The 16,112-nt window shown below is 66.5% G+C and carries 16 protein-coding genes; 8 read left to right on the top strand and 8 right to left on the bottom strand.

Annotated features, from left to right (window positions below):
* The coding region (locus tag AB1634_08070) for a hypothetical protein (GenBank protein MEW6219476.1) at positions 1-349 on the top strand (349 nt) is incomplete at its 5' end.
* Between the two features lie 119 nt (positions 350-468).
* Complete coding sequence (locus AB1634_08065; protein ID MEW6219475.1) at positions 469-1,833, top strand: sigma-54 dependent transcriptional regulator; 1,365 nt, start codon at positions 469-471, stop codon at positions 1,831-1,833.
* Here the strand turns inward: AB1634_08065 and AB1634_08060 are convergent.
* Complete coding sequence (locus AB1634_08060; protein ID MEW6219474.1) at positions 1,808-3,433, bottom strand: ATP-binding protein; 1,626 nt, start codon at positions 3,431-3,433, stop codon at positions 1,808-1,810. The two genes, AB1634_08065 and AB1634_08060, sit on opposite strands and share 26 nt — an antisense overlap.
* Before the next feature lie 417 nt (positions 3,434-3,850).
* Here AB1634_08060 and AB1634_08055 point away from each other — a divergent pair, with 417 nt between their 5' ends.
* The gene (locus AB1634_08055; protein ID MEW6219473.1) at positions 3,851-4,042 is read left to right on the top strand and encodes a hypothetical protein; all 192 of its coding nucleotides are present in this window, start codon (positions 3,851-3,853) and stop codon (positions 4,040-4,042) included.
* A 61-nt stretch (positions 4,043-4,103) separates the two neighbouring features.
* Positions 4,104-4,550 (top strand): hypothetical protein, encoded by a 447-nt coding sequence (locus AB1634_08050; GenBank protein ID MEW6219472.1) that lies wholly within the window; start codon positions 4,104-4,106, stop codon positions 4,548-4,550.
* 70 nt (positions 4,551-4,620) lie between these two features.
* Here AB1634_08050 and AB1634_08045 read toward each other — a convergent pair whose 3' ends face one another.
* The 6 genes from AB1634_08045 to AB1634_08020 all read right to left on the bottom strand — a co-directional run bounded on the left by AB1634_08045 (position 4,621) and on the right by AB1634_08020 (position 10,907).
* Positions 4,621-6,627, bottom strand: a complete 2,007-nt coding sequence (locus AB1634_08045) for an ATP-binding protein (GenBank protein ID MEW6219471.1) — start codon at positions 6,625-6,627, stop codon at positions 4,621-4,623.
* A gap of 56 nt (positions 6,628-6,683) precedes the next feature.
* Positions 6,684-7,187: a cytochrome c family protein gene (locus AB1634_08040; protein ID MEW6219470.1), complete on the bottom strand. Its 504-nt coding sequence runs from the start codon at positions 7,185-7,187 to the stop codon at positions 6,684-6,686.
* Positions 7,188-7,513: 326 nt separating this feature from the next.
* A complete protein-coding gene (locus tag AB1634_08035; GenBank protein MEW6219469.1) occupies positions 7,514-8,206 on the bottom strand; it encodes a glycine cleavage system protein H in 693 nt (230 codons plus the stop codon).
* Between the two features lie 24 nt (positions 8,207-8,230).
* Entirely contained in the window at positions 8,231-9,526 is a 1,296-nt protein-coding gene (gene nrfD / locus AB1634_08030; protein MEW6219468.1) for an NrfD/PsrC family molybdoenzyme membrane anchor subunit, read from the bottom strand.
* A gap of 53 nt (positions 9,527-9,579) precedes the next feature.
* Positions 9,580-10,443, bottom strand: a complete 864-nt coding sequence (locus AB1634_08025; protein MEW6219467.1) for a 4Fe-4S dicluster domain-containing protein — start codon at positions 10,441-10,443, stop codon at positions 9,580-9,582.
* Entirely contained in the window at positions 10,440-10,907 is a 468-nt protein-coding gene (locus tag AB1634_08020) for a cytochrome c3 family protein (protein ID MEW6219466.1), read from the bottom strand. The genes AB1634_08025 and AB1634_08020 overlap by 4 nt, the downstream gene beginning before the upstream one ends.
* 523 nt (positions 10,908-11,430) lie before the next feature.
* On the opposite strand from AB1634_08020, the gene AB1634_08015 reads away from it, so the two are divergent.
* The 4 genes from AB1634_08015 (at position 11,431) to AB1634_08000 (ending at position 14,464) form a co-directional block, all read left to right on the top strand.
* Positions 11,431-12,774 carry a sigma-54 dependent transcriptional regulator gene (locus AB1634_08015; protein MEW6219465.1) on the top strand — a complete coding sequence of 448 codons (1,344 nt, stop codon included), beginning with the start codon at positions 11,431-11,433 and terminating at the stop codon, positions 12,772-12,774.
* The gene (locus tag AB1634_08010) at positions 12,771-13,313 is read left to right on the top strand and encodes an archaemetzincin family Zn-dependent metalloprotease (protein MEW6219464.1); all 543 of its coding nucleotides are present in this window, start codon (positions 12,771-12,773) and stop codon (positions 13,311-13,313) included. The genes AB1634_08015 and AB1634_08010 overlap by 4 nt, the downstream gene beginning before the upstream one ends.
* 121 nt (positions 13,314-13,434) lie before the next feature.
* Positions 13,435-13,851, top strand: coding sequence for an Rpn family recombination-promoting nuclease/putative transposase (locus tag AB1634_08005; protein MEW6219463.1), 417 nt, complete (start codon positions 13,435-13,437; stop codon positions 13,849-13,851).
* A complete protein-coding gene (locus AB1634_08000) occupies positions 13,820-14,464 on the top strand; it encodes an Rpn family recombination-promoting nuclease/putative transposase (protein ID MEW6219462.1) in 645 nt (214 codons plus the stop codon). Before AB1634_08005 ends, AB1634_08000 begins: the two co-directional genes overlap by 32 nt.
* Here AB1634_08000 and AB1634_07995 read toward each other — a convergent pair.
* A complete protein-coding gene (locus AB1634_07995) occupies positions 14,373-15,980 on the bottom strand; it encodes an ATP-binding protein (GenBank protein MEW6219461.1) in 1,608 nt (535 codons plus the stop codon). The genes AB1634_08000 and AB1634_07995 overlap by 92 nt on opposite strands.
* Positions 15,981-16,112: the final 132 nt, after the last annotated feature.

Below are 16,112 nucleotides of genomic sequence, written 5' to 3'. Positions count from 1 at the left end.
CTGGCCGGCCGAGACCCTGTTCGGCGCCCTGTGGGCCGGCCGTCCGAGCCTTGGCCACCTGTCCCTGCCCCTGGTCGGCCTCGCCGGCGGGGTGGGGCTTACGGCCCTGGCCTTTGCCCGCTGGCAGCTGCCCAGGGTGGCCCGCCGCTACCAGCGCCAGCCCGAAGGCCTGGTCAGCCTGGACACCCCGTACCGCCAGCACCTCTGGGAACGGGTCCGGTCCCGGGTGCAGGACCTCCTGGCCCAGGCCGGCCTGGGGGACCTTGCCGCCAGCCATGCCCGCCACCAGGCCCGGCTCGACCGCTTCCTGGCCGAGGATCTCAGGCACTTCTACGAGCAGATCCGTTAAGCCCAGCCGCCCCGCTCCCCCATGCCCATGCTTCCCATGACTCCCACACCTCCCATAACACCAAGTGCCCCATGGGAAGCATGGGAAGCATGGGAAGCATGGCATGAAGGAGGATGACCGTGGCCCAGGAGCGCAGCAACAGCGACATCACCATCCTGGTGGTGGACGACGAGTTCTCCATCCGGGATTCCCTGCAGGCCTGGCTCTCGGACGAGGGCTACGAGGTGGGGGTGGCGGCCAGCGGCGAGGAGGCGCTCCGCCGCCTGGTGGAGCGGGACTGGGACATCTTCTTCGTGGACCTCCGGATGCCCGGCATGGGGGGAATGGAGCTTCTGGACCGGATCAAGGAGGCGCAGCCCGACGGGGTGATCATCATCATGACCGCCTACGCCTCGGTGGACTCGGCGGTCCAGGCCATGAAGAGCGGCGCTTACGACTACCTCTCCAAGCCCTTCGACCCGGACCATCTGGCCATGCTGGTCCGGAACGCCATCGAGCGCAAACGGCTGGTGGACGAGACGCACCGCCTGAAGACCAGCATCGCCACTTCGTTTTCCGCCGACGAGATCATTGGTGACAGCCCCGCCGTCGTCCAGGTCCTGGAGCAGGTGCGCGCCGTGGCCGAGGTGGATTCCACGGTGCTCATCCGGGGGGAGAGCGGCACCGGCAAGGAGCTGGTGGCCCGGGCCATCCATGTCAACAGCCAGCGCCGCTACGCCCCCCTGGTCACCATCAACTGCGGTGCCCTGCCGGAGACGATCCTGGAAAGCGAGCTCTTCGGCCACGAGAAGGGCGCCTTCACCGGCGCCCACCAGGCCCGGAAGGGCAAGTTCGAGATGGCGGACGGCGGCACCATCTTCCTGGACGAGATCGGCAACATCTCCCCCAAGATCCAGATGGAGTTCCTGCGGGTCCTGGAGGACAAGCGCTTCTACCGGGTAGGCGGCAGCAAGGAGATCCGGGCCGACTTCAGGATCATCGCTGCGACCAACAAGGATCTCACCGCCGCCATGGAGCGGGAGGAATTCCGGTCCGACCTCTACTACCGCTTGAATGTCTTTGTCATCGAGATCCCTCCGCTTAGGGAGCGGCGGGGGGATATCCCGGTTCTGGCCAGCCATTTCCTCGCCGCCTACAGCCGGCAGATGGCACGGAATATCAAGGGGATCAACCAGGAGGCGATGGCGCTGCTCCAGGCTTACGACTGGCCGGGCAACGTCCGGGAGCTGGAGAACGCCATCGAGCGGGCGGTGGTGGTGAGCAAAGGGAGCCTGATCGAGCCCTTTGACCTGCCCATCACCCTGCGCCGGCCCGAGAAGAGACCGGCCGAGATCTCCGACCTCTCCCTGGACGGTGCGCAACGGGTCCACATCGCCCGGGTCCTGGAGCTGAACGAATGGAACATCAGCCGGGCAGCGGAGGAGCTGAAGATCGACCGGGTCACCCTGTACAACAAGATCAAGAAGTATGGGCTCCGGAAGTGACGGCAGACAAGGCCAGGGGCAGGATGATGGTGATGGTGGTGCCGGCGCCTTTCTGGGACTGGACCTGGATCTCGCCGCCATGCAGCCGGACGATCTCGTCCACCACGGTCAGCCCCAGGCCGATGTTGGGACCGGCGTTCTCCTTGAGCTGGTCCAGCTTGGTGGTGAAGAAGGGCTCGAACATGCGCTGCCTCGTCTCCTCGTCCATGCCGGCCCCGTTGTCCCGGATCGCCACCGCCACGGTCTGGCCGTCGCCTCGCACCTGACACCCCACCTCGATGACCCCCTGATCCTTCACGACGGCGTTGGTGGCGTTGATGAGAATGGCCACCAGGGCCTGTTTGAGGCGCTGCGGATCGCACGCCACCATGAGCCCTTCAACAGGCGCCACCTGGTCCACCCGGCAGCCGGTCGCCTCCAGCTGGGGCTGCACCAGCCCCACCGCCTCGGCGATGAGCGGCGCCAGCCGCTGTGGCGCCAGCTGCAGGCGGGTGGGCCGGGAGAACTGCAGAAGGCTCTTCACGATCTCCCCGCAGCGCACCGCCTCGCTTTCGATGGTCTCCAGGTAGCGGATCAGGTTGGGGCTGATGCCCGGGACGAAGATCTCCCCCTGCTTCTTCAGCAGCAGCCGGGCGTAGGTGCGGATGCCTGAGATCGGGTTGTTGATCTCATGGGCGACAATGGCGGCCATGCGGCCGATGGAGGCCATCTTCTCCGCCTGGATCGCCCCTTCCTGGGCCTTCTTGAGCTGGGTAGTCCGCTCCTCCACCAGCTCCTCCAGGGAATGGGTCCAGCGCTCGATCTCCCCGCGGGCCGCTCGCAGCTCCCCGGTCATCTGGTTGAAGGACTTGGCCAGACCACCCAGCTCGTCCAAGGAGGTCACGGGGATGACCACATCCAGGTCGCCGCTGGCCACTGCGCCGGCCCCCTGGACCAGGTTCGCCACCGGCAGGCGCACCAGCTTCCGGATCTGGAAGGAGATCAGGATAATGAGGGCGGCAATGCCGACCATGGTGACCAGCACAGTCCGGATGCTGCCGGCGGTCATCCGCTCGATGCTGTGCTGGAAATCGGTCCGCACCACCATGCCGCCCAGAATCGGCCGGGATTCGCCATGGCAGTGGACGCATTCCGAGCGGTTCCTGATCGGCAGCATCGTGACCAGGGCCTTCTTCCCGTGGGAGGTGTCGTCGAAGGAGCAGTCCGGCGGCCGGCCCTGCTCCAGCATCGCCGCCACCGCGGCCAGGGCCTCGGGGCCGGCCAGCACCGCCGACAGGTGGGACTGGGCGGTGTCGCTGTGGGTGGACCAGACGATGCGGCCCCGGTCGTCGCAGACATAGACCTCCACGTCCGCCATATCCTGCCGGATATCGGCCAGGGCATGCTTGACCGCCTCGTTGTCCCCCACCGACATGGGGTAGCGGATGCCGGCGTAGGTGGCCGCGGCCAGGTCCATGGACAGGGTCCTGGTGATCTCGATCCGATCGCTCCGGCCGAAGTTGAGCCGCAGCGCGATCTCTGCGGCCATGACCAGCACGATGCACACGGAAACCGCTGCCAGGATCTTGTTGCCCAGGCTGTGCCTGATCCAATCGCCCATCGCCCGCCCTCGGGGTATCCCCCGCTCTCCTGCTGCGTGATCCCGCTGTCCCCCACCCCGCGGACCTGCCCCCCTGACCCTGAAAGCTGCAATGCCGGTGCCACCGACGGCCGCGCCGGAGGCCGTCCCGGGGCCGTCTTTCCCGGCGGCGGCCGCCCCTTCCCCCCCCCGGCCCGACCCCGGTCATGAGGAATTCAACACCGGCTGCTGAATTCCTCAACAGCCGGCGCCAGCCTCCACCCCGCCGCACACCGGACCACCAGGTGGTTCTTGCGAAAATATAAAACAATATCAGTATATTAGATTGGAAACCTCCGCCAGCCCGACCACTGGCATGCCCGATGCAAGCCACAGGGACAGACAGCAGCTCGTTCACCAGGCCACGAAACGCGACTTCCCGATGCCGAGGAGGACACCATGGAAGCTTCAACCATCTCCCGAACCGGACCGACCACAGCGGGGCGAGAAGCACCGGCCAAGGTGGTGCGGCTGGACAGCATCCGGCCCCGGCCGCGCCTCGGCCGTTGCATCCTGGCCTTTTCCATCGGCCTGGCCATCCCCTTCATCGGCTCCGAGGTGCTCATTCGGCTGGCTGTGCTCTTCCACTAGCATAGCGGCCCTCTTCTTTCCCCGACCAGGGGGGAGCCAACACGGCAAGGAGGGAACAACCATGGATAAGGATCTGGTCCTGCCCGGCACAACGGGCGCCGGCGCCCTGGGCAGCGGTGCCCGGGAGCTGGCTGCACCGAAGAGCGTCCGGGTCATGCGTCACGTCATGTTCTTCGTGCTCGCCGCCGCTCTGCCCTTCATCGTGGCCGAGCTGGCGGTCCAGTACTACCTGGCCGTGCACCCCAACCCGGCCCTGGTGAGCCGCCAGGAGATCAGGCTCAGCAGCCAGGAGCGGCGGGTCGAGGCCCTGGCCCGCCAGGTCAAGGCTCTCAGGTCCGGAGACTACGCCGAACGGTTCGCGTACATCGCGGGCGGCCGGCAGCAGGGAGCTGCCTTGGAGGAGCGGCTTTCCGGTCGCATCCGGGCGGCGGAAGCCGAGCTGGCCAAGGCCGAGGGGGAGGCAAGCAGCCTGCCGGTCCCAGGCCCACCGCCTTCTCCCCGGCCCTGAAGAGCCCCTGCCCATGGGGGAAGGGCACAAGGCATCAGTCCTGGCCTCCAGGCCCGGACTGATGCCTTTTTCATGAGCCGGGCTCGCCGGTGTCGGGGCCGGCGCTGCTGTCCTGGGGCTCGGCCTCTGCCAGGGTGGGCGCAGGCGCGGACAAGGTGTCGGTGAGATTCTCCCGCTGGAGCACAAACTGCTGGAGGACCTCGCAGCCCTGGCAGCAGACCACCTTCTCCGGATAGGCGCCGACCCGCATCCCGGCGCAGTGGGTGCCCAGGATCAGCCAGCAGCGGGACTCCTTGGAGCCGTAAGCCGGACAGCTGACCTCGCCGCAGTGCATATACTCCCAGCAATGGGTCGGCTTGCCCAGGGAGCGTGGCTCCTCCAGAAAGACCTCGCAGGGGGTTTCAAAAAGACGCGACAGCTCCTCGGCCACGGTCAGCTCCAGGACCGGCTGCTCCGGATGCTCCAGCACCTCCTCCCGGAGCGGGATGGTGAAATGGAAGCGACTGCCCTTCCCCGGCTCGCTGTCCACCCAGATCACGCCCTTGTGCAGAGCCACCAGGCTGCGGGCGATGGCAAGGCCGAGGCCGGTGCCTTCCGCCCCCTTGGCCGCGGAAGGATCGGCCTGCACGAACTTGTTGAAGATCCTGGTGATATGCTCCTCCTCGATGCCAATGCCGGTATCGACGACGCTGACCTCGACAAAAAGCGGCGGCTGTCCGGGCGCAACTCCACGCCGTGAGGTGCGCACCACGACGTCGATGCCACCGGCCTGGGTGAACTTGATGGCGTTGGTGATGAGGTTGATCAGGATGTACTTGACCTTCTCAGGATCGGCATAGACCAGGTCGGCTTCCTGGTCGACCGCCACCGAATATTGCAGGTTCTTCTCCCGGATCCGCACCTCGAACAGGGGCATGATGCTACTGATCAACGAGGAGATGCTGAAACGCTCCGGCTCCAGGGTGATTCGCCCCGCTTCGATCTTGGACAGATCCAGGATATCGTTGATCAGTCGCAAGAGGTGGCTGGCATTGGCCGAGACCTTCTCCAGGCTCCGCCGCTGCTCGGCGTTGATTTTGCCATCGACCTCGTCCAGCAGCAGATCGGTAAAGCCGATGATCGAGTTCATCGGCGTCCTGAGCTCGTGGGACATGTTGGCCAGGAAGTTGGACTTGATCTGGTTGAGCTCGGTGAGCCGCGTGTTCGCCCGCCGCAGCTGGAAGATCAGGGTGGCCCGCTCCCGGAGCAGCACGCTCTTCTTGGCGATCTCGGCTTCCAGCTCCCGGCTGAACTCGCCGATCCGCTTGACCATATCGTTGAACAGGGAGCCCAGGACGCCGATCTCGTCCTGGGTGTTGATGGAGACCGACACGCTCATGTCCCCATCCGCGAAGCGGCGGGCCTGCTCGGCCAGCTGCTGCACCGGCCTCTGCACGAACTTGACCACCATCGTGTAGATGAGAAAGATGGTGATCGAGATGCCGATGACACTGATGACGATGGTCCGGTTCCGGGCATCGGACACCGCGCGATAGGCCTGCCGGACGTCGGTCCGGATCACCAGACCGCCGACCACCGCCCGTTTCGAGCCGTGGCAGTGGAAACAGTCCCCCTGGTTGGCGATGGACTGGATGGTGATGAGGAAGAGACCGTCGGCCGTCTCCTCCTGGAAGGATCTCTCCGGGCTGGTGCCCGTGAGCAGGGCCTGGCGCAGGGCCTCCAGGGCCTCGGTACTGGCGAGGATGCCGGCCAGCGGCTGCTGGACCCGGGTCTCGTGGGTCGACCACACCACCCGGCTGTCGAAATCACACATGTAGACCTGGACGTCCTGCATCTTGCTGCGCACGTCCCTGAGGACCTTGATCACCGACTCGCTGTCGCCCACCGACATGGGGTAGCGGATGCCGGCATAGGTCGAGGCGGCCACATCGCGGTTGAGCGCCGTCACCAGGCTGATCCGATCCCGGGTGCCAAAATAGATCCGCAGCAGGATCTCGGCGGTCATGACGACGGAGATGCTGATGATCACCACCGCCATGATCTTGTTGCCGAAGCTCTTCCTGATCAGGCTGAACATGGCGCCCCGCGTCTCTTTCCTGGGCTGGTCGCGCCCGCCCGGCAAGAGGCCAAACGTCAATGGGCCCCGCCGTGGATGAGGGGCTTGAAGCGGAAGGCCTCAACCCTTGCCGAGACGTGGCAGACCTCACAGTCCTCCAGGGTGAGGCGGCCTTTGATGTCCCCGGGCTCCCGGCTGGCGGCGTGCCGCTCCCCGGGGCCATGGCAGACCTCGCAGCCGGCGTTCGCCAGCTGCGGCGTCTGCTGAGGGCTGACGAAGCCGCCCGGCCGGCCATAGCCGGTGGTGTGGCAATGGTAGCAGCCCTCCACCTCCTCTGGGGTGAGACCATCCCGAAGGCGCTCGATGCTGGAGAACGAGTTCGCCTTCTTGGCGTACTGCTTGAAGTTGGCGTACTCCTGGGGGTGGCAGCCCTGGCAGGCCTCGGTGCCCAGGTAACGGACCGGCGCCGGGTCCCCGGGCAGCGGCGCGGCAGGGGTGGCAGACAGCAGGCTGGGCGGGCTGGCCCGGGTGCCCGCCACTGCGAGGAAGGACAAGAGCAGAAAGAAGCCCAGGGAGGTCATGGTCGACCGGCGTCGCCGGCCGCCCGGTCTTGGGAATGCCGTCATCGCCCCACCCCCTTCGGACCGAATGCCGCCGTCGCTGCGACGGGGCCACTGGCTGAGCGGATCAGGAAATCGTCAGAGACCGCCGGGATACCGGCTCTTCGCCATGCGCGGTGGATGGCTGTCTCCTGGTGTCTTCTTATCACCCGCCCTGCAGGAAAGGCCAGGAAAAAAAATCCCTTCCTCATACGCCTGCGGCAGGTGGGGCCGCCACCTGCCGCAGGACTGAAAGGGAAGGCCGGGCCGCCGGGCACCGGCCTTCCTCGGTGTTGGGAGAGGGACCGTCACTCGGACAGGAAGAGATCCCGCGCCAGCCGGTCCCAGTTGTTCCAGTCGATGTTCTTGGCGATGCCCGGCATGGGCACGCCGCCGTCCTGGTAGACCAGACCGGCCTCGCCGACCATCCGCAGCCGCAGCTTGTCCACCGCCTCCTCCATCCATTTGAAGGCCAGCTTGCCGGACAGGAGGTTCTTGGCCTCCCGGGCCAGGCCCTCGGGCCTGACCTTGTAGATCCAGCCATTGCCGAAGGGATCGTCGTTGAGCAGGGCCGCGTTCTCCTGGATCGCCTCGTTGACCTCAACGATCTGGCCGCTCACCGGCGACACCATGTTGATGAGCTTCGGTCCCACCCACAGGCCCCAGGCCCGTCCCCCCTGCTTCAGTTGACTCCCCACCTTGGTGGTGGCGACGATGTCCACCTTGCCCACCAGCTTCTGGGCAAAGTCATCGAGCCCCACCCGCACAGTGCCCGGATCGGCCGGGTCGGCTTGGGCCCAGGTGTGACCCTGGTGGAAAAGGAAGCCCTCCGGCACATGGAACCAGTCCATCATGGCGTTGAGGCCCTGCCCCACCCGGGCGACCACCGGCTGGAAGTAGCGGGAGGTCAGGAACAGATAGAAGGTCACGAACGCCCCGAGAAAGCCCAGGATCAGCAGATACTCGAAGCCCTTGGTTGCGTAGATGGCGATGTTTCCCATGACTCGAACCTCCACAGATTGACGTTACCGCGCGATGCTGCTGCCCTTGAGGGCACCTTCCGGGACGTGCGCCGGCTCGACCACCGGCCGGTCGATGTCCCGGGCCCAGGCCGGCGGCTCCACCAGCACCGGCATCCGGTTGACCACCCAGCGGAAGGCCCAGATCTCGGCAAAGACCACCGCCAGGGTGATGACGATCTCCATCCACGATGGCACATAGTGCATGGGCACGTTCCACTTGAAGGCCACCACGGAGACATTGAGCCGGTTGAGGATAATGCCCAGGGCGGTGATCACGGCCGCGCTCAGGATGATCTTCTTGCTGCGGATCTGGGCACCAAAGATGTAGAGCAGCATGGGCAGAAGCACGAAGCCACCCATCTCCGTCAGGTACAGATAGCCCATGGGTGTCTTCAGAAGATCGAAGTGCAGGCCATGGATCAGGACCAGGACCTTGAGAAAGAAGTAGACGAACATGGCCGCTGCCGCCAGGCGGCTGAGGCTGGTCAGGATATCCGTGTACTCGGTATGATGGCTGTCGCTGATCTGGTGACTGAACACCCGGTGGCTGATCGTGCCCTCGATGATGACGATGGACATCCCGGCAAAGACGCTGGAGACCACGAACAGCACCGGGATGTACTCGGTGTACCACAGGGGATGGATCTTGGCCGGCGCCATCAGGAACAAGGCACCGAGACCGGACTGGTGCAGGAGCGACAGGCAGATGCCGAAGATCACCGCCCCCACGGTCAGGGTGCCCAGCACCTTGCGCAGGCGCCTGAGGCCCAGCCATTCCGCCACCGCCGGCGAGAACTCCACAAACTGGGCGATCATATAGAGGAGGAAGTGCCAGGCCACCAGGAACAGCACCGAGCTGATCCCGAAGGAGTTGCCGATGATGGGGTTGACCATCTTCCAGGGCCGGCCAACATCCAGGGCCAGGGCGCCGGCATAGAAGACATAGGCCAGAAAGCCGTTCAGCACTGTGGCCCGAACGATGCCGTGGAACTTCTCCATGCGCAGGATATAGACCAGAAAGGTCAGGGTGTAGGCCCCGGCGGCGAAGGCCACGCCGGTCACGACGTCGAAGCCGATCCAGATCCCCCAGGGGAACTCCTGGCTGAGGTTGGTGGTGGCGCCCAGGCCCTTGGCAAAGCGCAGGACCACCAGGACCAGGCCGGTCAGGATGATGGGCGCGGTGATGATGTTGAAGGGGGTGAGAAGGTTGCCCTTGGGCTTCAGCTCGCTTTTGAGGAACAGCCAGAGGTCCTGCCCCAGGGCCCTGCTGTGGCTTGATGTCGCGGTCGCAGTCTTCACGTCATGCCTCCGTTCGTTGCAGTGTTGAGCCAAACTCGCCTGTCAGGCACCCCCTAGCCATGGTGCCCTCCCCCCTTGCTGCCGGTGGCCTGCCGCAGTCCTGCCAGGAAGGCCGGCCCCAGGAGCAGCACCAGGGGCACCGAGTAGAGGAAGGTCTTGGTGTGCTCGGGATAGGCCACGGTGCCCAGGTCGGTCCGGAAGCCCAGCTCCTCGAAGGGCACGGCGGCCAGATAGAGGACGTTGGTGCCCCCGACCTCGCTCTCGCCGTAGATGTGGTTGACATAATCCGCCGGCCGCTCGGCGATGCGGGCCCGGGCGATGGTCAGAAGCTGGCCCCGCTGGCCGAAGAGCAGCGCCTCCTGGGGGCAGGCGTCCACACAGGCCGGCTGCTGGCCCTCGGTGACCCGGTCGTAGCACATGGCGCACTTGCGGATCCGGGGATTGATGCTGCCATACTCGAATTTGGGAACATCGAAGGGGCACGCCACCATGCAGTAGCGGCAGCCCATGCACTTGTCCTCCCGCCAGATGACCGGTCCCTCCGGGGTCTTGTACATGGCGTTGGTCAGGCAGGCGGAAACACAGGCCGGCTGGTCGCAGTGCATGCACTGGCTCTTGCAGAACACGCTTCCCGCCGCCGTGCTGTTGTCGTTGACCACCGTGAAGGCCTCCGGCCCGGTGGCCCGGCGCTGGCTGCTGTCCGGTTGGCCGGTGACCGCCGGCAGCCCATTCTTTTCGGCGCAGGCCCGCTCACAGGATTGGCAGCCGATGCAGCGGCTGGTGTCCACCAGCATAGCCAGCTGGGTGGAGGGGTCCTTGGGTGCCGTGCCTGCCAAGGCCTCCACTGGATCCATGAAGAGAGAGGCCCCTGCGGCCAGCCCGGTGACCTTCAAGAGATTTCTTCGCGTGGTCTTCATTTTGTCTCCCTCCCTTGCCGGGCATGACAGTCCTCACAACCGATGGGCCCGCCGACCTCCCGGTGGCAGCCCATGCAGCTCAAGTGGTAGGCCCGCTTCAGCCCGGTCCGCTCATTGTGGAAGGTGCTGGCGGCGGCCTGCTCAGGTCGACCGCTGGCCGCCTCCAGGGGGCGCGCGCCGTGGCAGTCCCGGCACGCCACCGGGCCGTTGTCGATGCCCTGGTCGTGGCAGCGGACACAGGCCGCCGCTTCCGCCGGGGCGCCGGCGGTGTGATGGTGACAGGCGGCACAGCTGGCCACCTCCAGGTGCATGGCATGGTCGAAGGCGACTGGCGCATAGAGGTTGGCCAGCCGGTCCAGATCCACCAGATCCGGGCTGTCCTGGGCGTGGGCATACGGCCAAACACCGACCAGCGCGGCAGCCGCGGCAAGAATCCTGATGCAATGTCGAGACAAAGTGCGCATCGTGCTCATCTCCTCATGTTGTTGGCTGCTTGCTCATCCAGACACCCTCCTGCTCCTCTGCTCGATTGCCGCCCGGGATCGGCATTCATGAGGAGACAGAGGAAAGGGGTGCGCTGGCCATTGACCTGGGCAAGAGCAATGCCAACCGGGCGAAACCTCCCCCAACCATGACGCCAACGTCCTGTTTTTCCAGAATAAAAAATTTCCGTTGCCGAGCGGTTGCCGGTTTCTGGTATAGCTGGGCCAGGGGAGGGCGCCTTGGGGCCACTTCCGGGGCCGAAAAGTGCCGTTGAGATTCTCAACGGCCCATGCTGAATTCCTGGACACCGCTCCGGCACCGGCCCGGGAGGCCGCCCGGCCGGGGCGGCGGTCGCCGGCGGGCGGATGGCTTGCATGGCTCGTGAGGCACGGACCGGGAACGGCGGCCGGGGACTTTGGATCATCGCCGGCCACGGCGGGCCGCGGGTGGAACCGGGGCGCCTCGCTGCTCCCGGGTGAACAACCGGCTGCAAGGGTGCTGACCATGGACAGGAACGAGGCTGGCAGTGTACGGATCCTGGTGGTGGACGACGAGTTCTCGGTGCGGGACTCCCTGCGCGCCTGGTTCGAGAACGAGGGCTACACCGTCGGCGTGGCGGCCAGCGGCAAAGAGGCGCTGGCCAAGCTGGCAGAGGGGGAATGGGATGTCTTCTTTCTCGACCTGAAGATGCCGGGTATGGGTGGCCTGGAGCTCCAGGAGCGGATCAGGGCGGTCCGTCCGGACAGCACTATCATCATCATCACCGCGTACGCCTCGGTGGATTCAGCGGTGCAGGCCATGAAGCACGGCGCCTACGATTACCTGCCCAAGCCCTTCGACGCCGAGCATCTGGCGCTCCTGGTCCGCAACGTGGTGGAGCGGCAGCAGCTGGTGCAGGAGACCGCCAGGCTCAAGAAGACCCTCACCGCCGCCTGCCCGGCCGGCGAGCTCATCGGCGCCAGCCCCGCCATCAAGGCGGTCGAGGAGCGGTTGCCCGACCTGGCTGCAGCACAGACTCCAGTGCTGGTGCGGGGGGAGAGCGGCACCGGCAAGGAGCTCGTAGCCCGGGTCATCCACGGCCACAGCCGCCGCCGCTACGCCCCCTTTGTGACCGTTACCTGTGGCGCTCTGCCGGAGGCGATCCTGGAAGGCGAGCTGTTCGGCCACGAGAAGGGGGCCTTGGCCGGGGCGCAGTGCGCCAGAAAGGGCAAACTGGAGCTGGCCGACGGCGGCACCCTCTTTCTGGACGAGGTGGGAGACTTAAGCCTGCGGCTGCAGCTGGCCCTCCTGGAGGTCCTGGACGACCGGCGCTTCCTGCGCCTGGGCGCGAGCCGGGAGATCCGGACCGACTTCCGGCTGATCGCCGCCACCAATCAGGATCTGGGGGCCGCGGTGGCAGCCGGGCGCTGCAGTCGGGAGCTTTGCGAGCGGCTGCAGGTCCTGGTCATCGATCTGCCACCGCTCCGGGAACGGCCGCAGGACATCCCGCTTCTGGCCATGTATTTCCTGGAGCGGGCCGGCCGGCAGATGAACAAGCCCCTGGCTGGGATCAGCCCGGCAGCCATGGAGCGGCTCCTGGCGTACCCGTGGCCGGGCAACGTCCGAGAGCTGGCCAATGCCCTGGAGCGGGCCGCCGTGGTGGCCCGGGACCGGCTGATCCGGGTCGAGGATCTGCCCCTGGACAAGACCGCTGGGGACGAGAGCGAGGCCCGGCGCACCCGGGACGCCCTTAAGGCCTGCGGCTGGAGTCTCGGCCAGGCGGCGCGCCTGCTCCAGGTGGACCTGGCCACCCTTTATGACCGGATCCGGCGCTACGGCCTTACGGAGCCAGGGCCCGGCGCCCCATGAACGGTATCGCCCTCCTCCCGCTCACCAGGGCCAGTCAGGAGGTGGCCCAGTTCCTGAGCCTCGCCCTGGCCGAGGTCTTCTCTGTCCCCTGCCGCGTGCTCCCTGAGGAGATCCCTCTCGCCCCGTACTACAACGGCGAGCGGCGGCAGTACCACTCCACCCCGATCCTGCAACAGCTCATGGCCGTCGCCGGCCGGGGCGACACCAGCCACGTTCTGGGCGTCCTGGATGTGGATCTCTACATCCCGATCCTGACCTTCGTTTACGGCGAAGCCCGCCTGGGCGGCTGCTGCGCCCTCATCTCCACCTGCCGCCTGCATCAGGCCTTCTATGGTCTGCCCGAGGACGAGGTGCTCTTCCTGCGGCGCAGCGAAAAGGAGGCCATCCACGAGCTGGGCCACACCCTGGGCCTCACCCATTGCCGCGACTACGAGTGCGTCATGCACTACTCCCAATCCGTGGAATACATCGATCTCAAGCGCAGCACCTTCTGCGCGGACTGCCACCGCGCCCTCGGGCTGCCCCGCCGCTGGTGGTAGGCGCACCAGCGACCAGCCATGCTGACCGAGCTGAGCCGGTGGGCGGCATCCCAGCTCAGGGTGCGGCCGCAGCCGGTCCGCCCGCGTTGACAACCCCGGCCACCCCACGTACCATGCGGCCATGAGCGAGGTGGCCAATCCCCACGATCGGTTCGTGAAGGAGGTCCTGGGCCAGCCGGCCACGGCCCGGGACTTCCTGGTCAACTACCTGCCGCCAGCGGTGGTCGACTGCCTGGACCTGTCCACCCTGGACGTGGTGAAGGACACCTTCGTCGATCCCAAGCTGGCGGAGCATCTCTCCGACCTTCTGTACCAGGTGAGCCTGCAGGACAACCGGCTGGGCTACCTCTACTTCCTGTTCGAGCACCGCAGCATCCCCTCGGCTGCCCACCCCTGGATCTCGTGCGCTACGGGGTGCAGATCTGGCGCCGGCACCTGGCCATCCATCACCGCCCACCCTGCCGCCAATCATCCCGCTCATCTTCTACCACGGCCGGAACACATGGGTGCATCCTCTGGACTTTGCTGGGCTTTTTGATCTGCCCGCGGCCCTGGTGCCGTACCGACCGTCGTGGCGCTACGAGCTCATCGACCTGGCCCGTTGGCCGGATGAGGACCTCAAGGGCGAGGTCCTGCTCCGTTCGTTTCTCCTGGTCACCAAGCACATCTTTGCCGAGGATCTTGGCGAGCGGCTGCCGGACATTCTCGTTCTGCTCCGGGATCTGGCCCGTTCCAAGACCGGACTGCAGTATGTGGAAACGTTACTCCGCTACGTGGCTGCCGGCGCACCGCAGGTGGAGGAGAAGGCCTTTCAGACAGCCATCGAGACGGCCCTTGCCGAAGGAGGGATAGCCATGCCGACACTGGCTGGACGTTGGGAGCAACGGGGATTGGAGCGAGGACTGGAGCAGGGGCAGCGGCGTACCTTGAGCGCCTTGCGCCGGTCCATCATCGATGTCCTGGAGGCCCGCTTCGAGGCGGTTCCGGCTGTGGTGCTCCTCGAGCTGGACAAGGTGGAGCGGGAAGAAACCTTGCACACCCTGCACAAGCGAGCGGTGGTCATCGCCTTGGCTCCTCGGGCAGGAAGATGGTCACCGTGGTGCCCTGGCCCTCCCGGGAATCCACCAGGATCTCGCCCCGGTGCGCCTTGACGATCTCGTACACCACGGTGAGGCCGAGGCCGACATTGGCTCCTGCCCCGGGCCCGGACGGCGCCGGGACCTTGGTGGTGAAGAACGGCTCGAAGATGTGGGCCCGGGTCTCTTCGCTCATGCCGGTGCCGTTGTCCCGGACGAAGACCGTCGCCCCCCGCCGCTCCGGCTCCGGCAGGCTGCCCAGGTCCAGCTGCCCGCTGCCTGGCGGCACCGCATCGCAGGCGTTGAGCAGCAAGGCCACCAGGGCCTGCTTGATCTTCTGGCGATCGCAGCTCACCACAAGGGGCTCAGGGGCCAGGTGCAGCTGGGCCTCGATGCCCTGCAGCTCGATCTTGTGCCGCACCAGCTGCACGCACTCCTGGATGACCGGGTTGAGGTCGTGGCGGTCCAGCTGCGGCTGATCCGGCCGGGAAAACTGCAGCAGGTTGCGGACGATCTCGCCGCAGCGGCCGGATTCGCTTTCGATGGTGGCCAGATACTGGAGACGGCGGGGGTCGCCGCCGCCGTCCGCCGCCCCCTCCTGTTTCAGGAGCAGCTTGGCGTAGGTCCGGATACCGGCCAGGGGATTGTTGATCTCGTGGGCAACGATGGCGGCCAGCCTGCCCAGGGAGGCCATCTTCTCGGCCTGGATGGCGCCGTCCATGGCCCGCCGCAGCTGGCTCGTCCGCTCCTCCACCAGTTCCTCGAGGTTTCTGGTCCAGACGCTGATCTCCTGGCGGGCCTGGCGCAGATCCCGTGTCATCCGGTTGAACGACCGGCCCAGTTCCCCGATCTCGTCACCGGAGACCGGCTCGATGGCCGCCTCCAGATCCCCCGCCGCCACCCGGGCCACCGCCCGGGAAAGCCGGGCGACCGGCAGGGTGATGAACCGCTGCACCAGGGCATAGATGAGGAGCATGGTGGCGCCGATGCCCAGGCTGATGATCGCAATCGAGCTGTGGGTGGCCCGGGTGATGGCGGCCAGCGGGCGCTCCATGTTGGCCCGGATCACCATGCCGCCGACAATGGCCCGGGAAGCGCCGTGGCAGTGGACGCACTCCGGCTCGTTGGCGATCGGCTCGATGGTCACCAGGTAGCGGCCGTCCGCCCGCCGCTCTTCATAGGAGGAGCGGGCCAGGACCGAGCCGGATTGCAGGGCCTCGCCGAGGCCGGCCAGAATGGCCGGGCTGGCGATGACCGCCGCGATCCGCTCCTGGACCCAATCCGGGTGGGTGGACCAGACGATTACCTGGTCGGGATCGCAGATGAAGACCTCGGTGTCCGTCAGCCGCCACCGGATATCGGCCAGAACCCGCTTCACCGCCTCGCTGTCGCCCATGGACATCGGGTAGCGGATTCCCGCGTAAGCGGCCCCGGCCAGATCGACGGCCATCACCTCCATCTGCTCGATCCGGTCGCGGATTCCCAGGGACAGGCGCACCGCGATCTCGACACCCATGATCACCAGGATGCCTGCGAAGACCGCGGCCAGGATCTTGTGGCTCAGGGATCGCAAGAAGCGTGGGAAGGCCATGGCCTGGTCGATAGGCTCCGCTGCGAATCGTCACGGTGGCCGGTCCCCGGCTGCCGGCTCCCGGAATTCTCGGCAGCCAGCTGGTCCGTGCGGCCGGCCATCAGCTCCCTGCCCGTGCAGATTCCGTTCCCG

Source organism: Thermodesulfobacteriota bacterium, from assembly GCA_040755095.1.
Classification (GTDB): Bacteria; Desulfobacterota; Desulfobulbia; order Desulfobulbales; family JBFMBH01; genus JBFMBH01.
The sequence above is the reverse complement of the archived record's forward strand: the minus strand, read 5'-3'. Positions and strand labels throughout refer to the sequence as shown.

Excerpts from the sequence above, each read along its gene's own strand:
- AB1634_08060 (MEW6219474.1), bottom strand. The coding sequence starts at position 3,433 with ATGGGCGATTGGATCAGGCACAGCCTGGGCAACAAGATCCTGGCAGCG.
- AB1634_08005 (MEW6219463.1), top strand. The coding sequence starts at position 13,435 with ATGAGCGAGGTGGCCAATCCCCACGATCGGTTCGTGAAGGAGGTCCTG.
- AB1634_08050 (MEW6219472.1), top strand. The coding sequence starts at position 4,104 with ATGGATAAGGATCTGGTCCTGCCCGGCACAACGGGCGCCGGCGCCCTG.
- AB1634_08045 (MEW6219471.1), bottom strand. The coding sequence starts at position 6,627 with ATGTTCAGCCTGATCAGGAAGAGCTTCGGCAACAAGATCATGGCGGTG.
- AB1634_08020 (MEW6219466.1), bottom strand. The coding sequence starts at position 10,907 with ATGCGCACTTTGTCTCGACATTGCATCAGGATTCTTGCCGCGGCTGCC.
- AB1634_08040 (MEW6219470.1), bottom strand. The coding sequence starts at position 7,187 with ATGACCTCCCTGGGCTTCTTTCTGCTCTTGTCCTTCCTCGCAGTGGCG.
- AB1634_08015 (MEW6219465.1), top strand. The coding sequence starts at position 11,431 with ATGGACAGGAACGAGGCTGGCAGTGTACGGATCCTGGTGGTGGACGAC.
- AB1634_08025 (MEW6219467.1), bottom strand. The coding sequence starts at position 10,443 with ATGAAGACCACGCGAAGAAATCTCTTGAAGGTCACCGGGCTGGCCGCA.
- AB1634_08035 (MEW6219469.1), bottom strand. The coding sequence starts at position 8,206 with ATGGGAAACATCGCCATCTACGCAACCAAGGGCTTCGAGTATCTGCTG.
- AB1634_07995 (MEW6219461.1), bottom strand. The coding sequence starts at position 15,980 with ATGGCCTTCCCACGCTTCTTGCGATCCCTGAGCCACAAGATCCTGGCC.
- AB1634_08010 (MEW6219464.1), top strand. The coding sequence starts at position 12,771 with ATGAACGGTATCGCCCTCCTCCCGCTCACCAGGGCCAGTCAGGAGGTG.
- AB1634_08055 (MEW6219473.1), top strand. The coding sequence starts at position 3,851 with ATGGAAGCTTCAACCATCTCCCGAACCGGACCGACCACAGCGGGGCGA.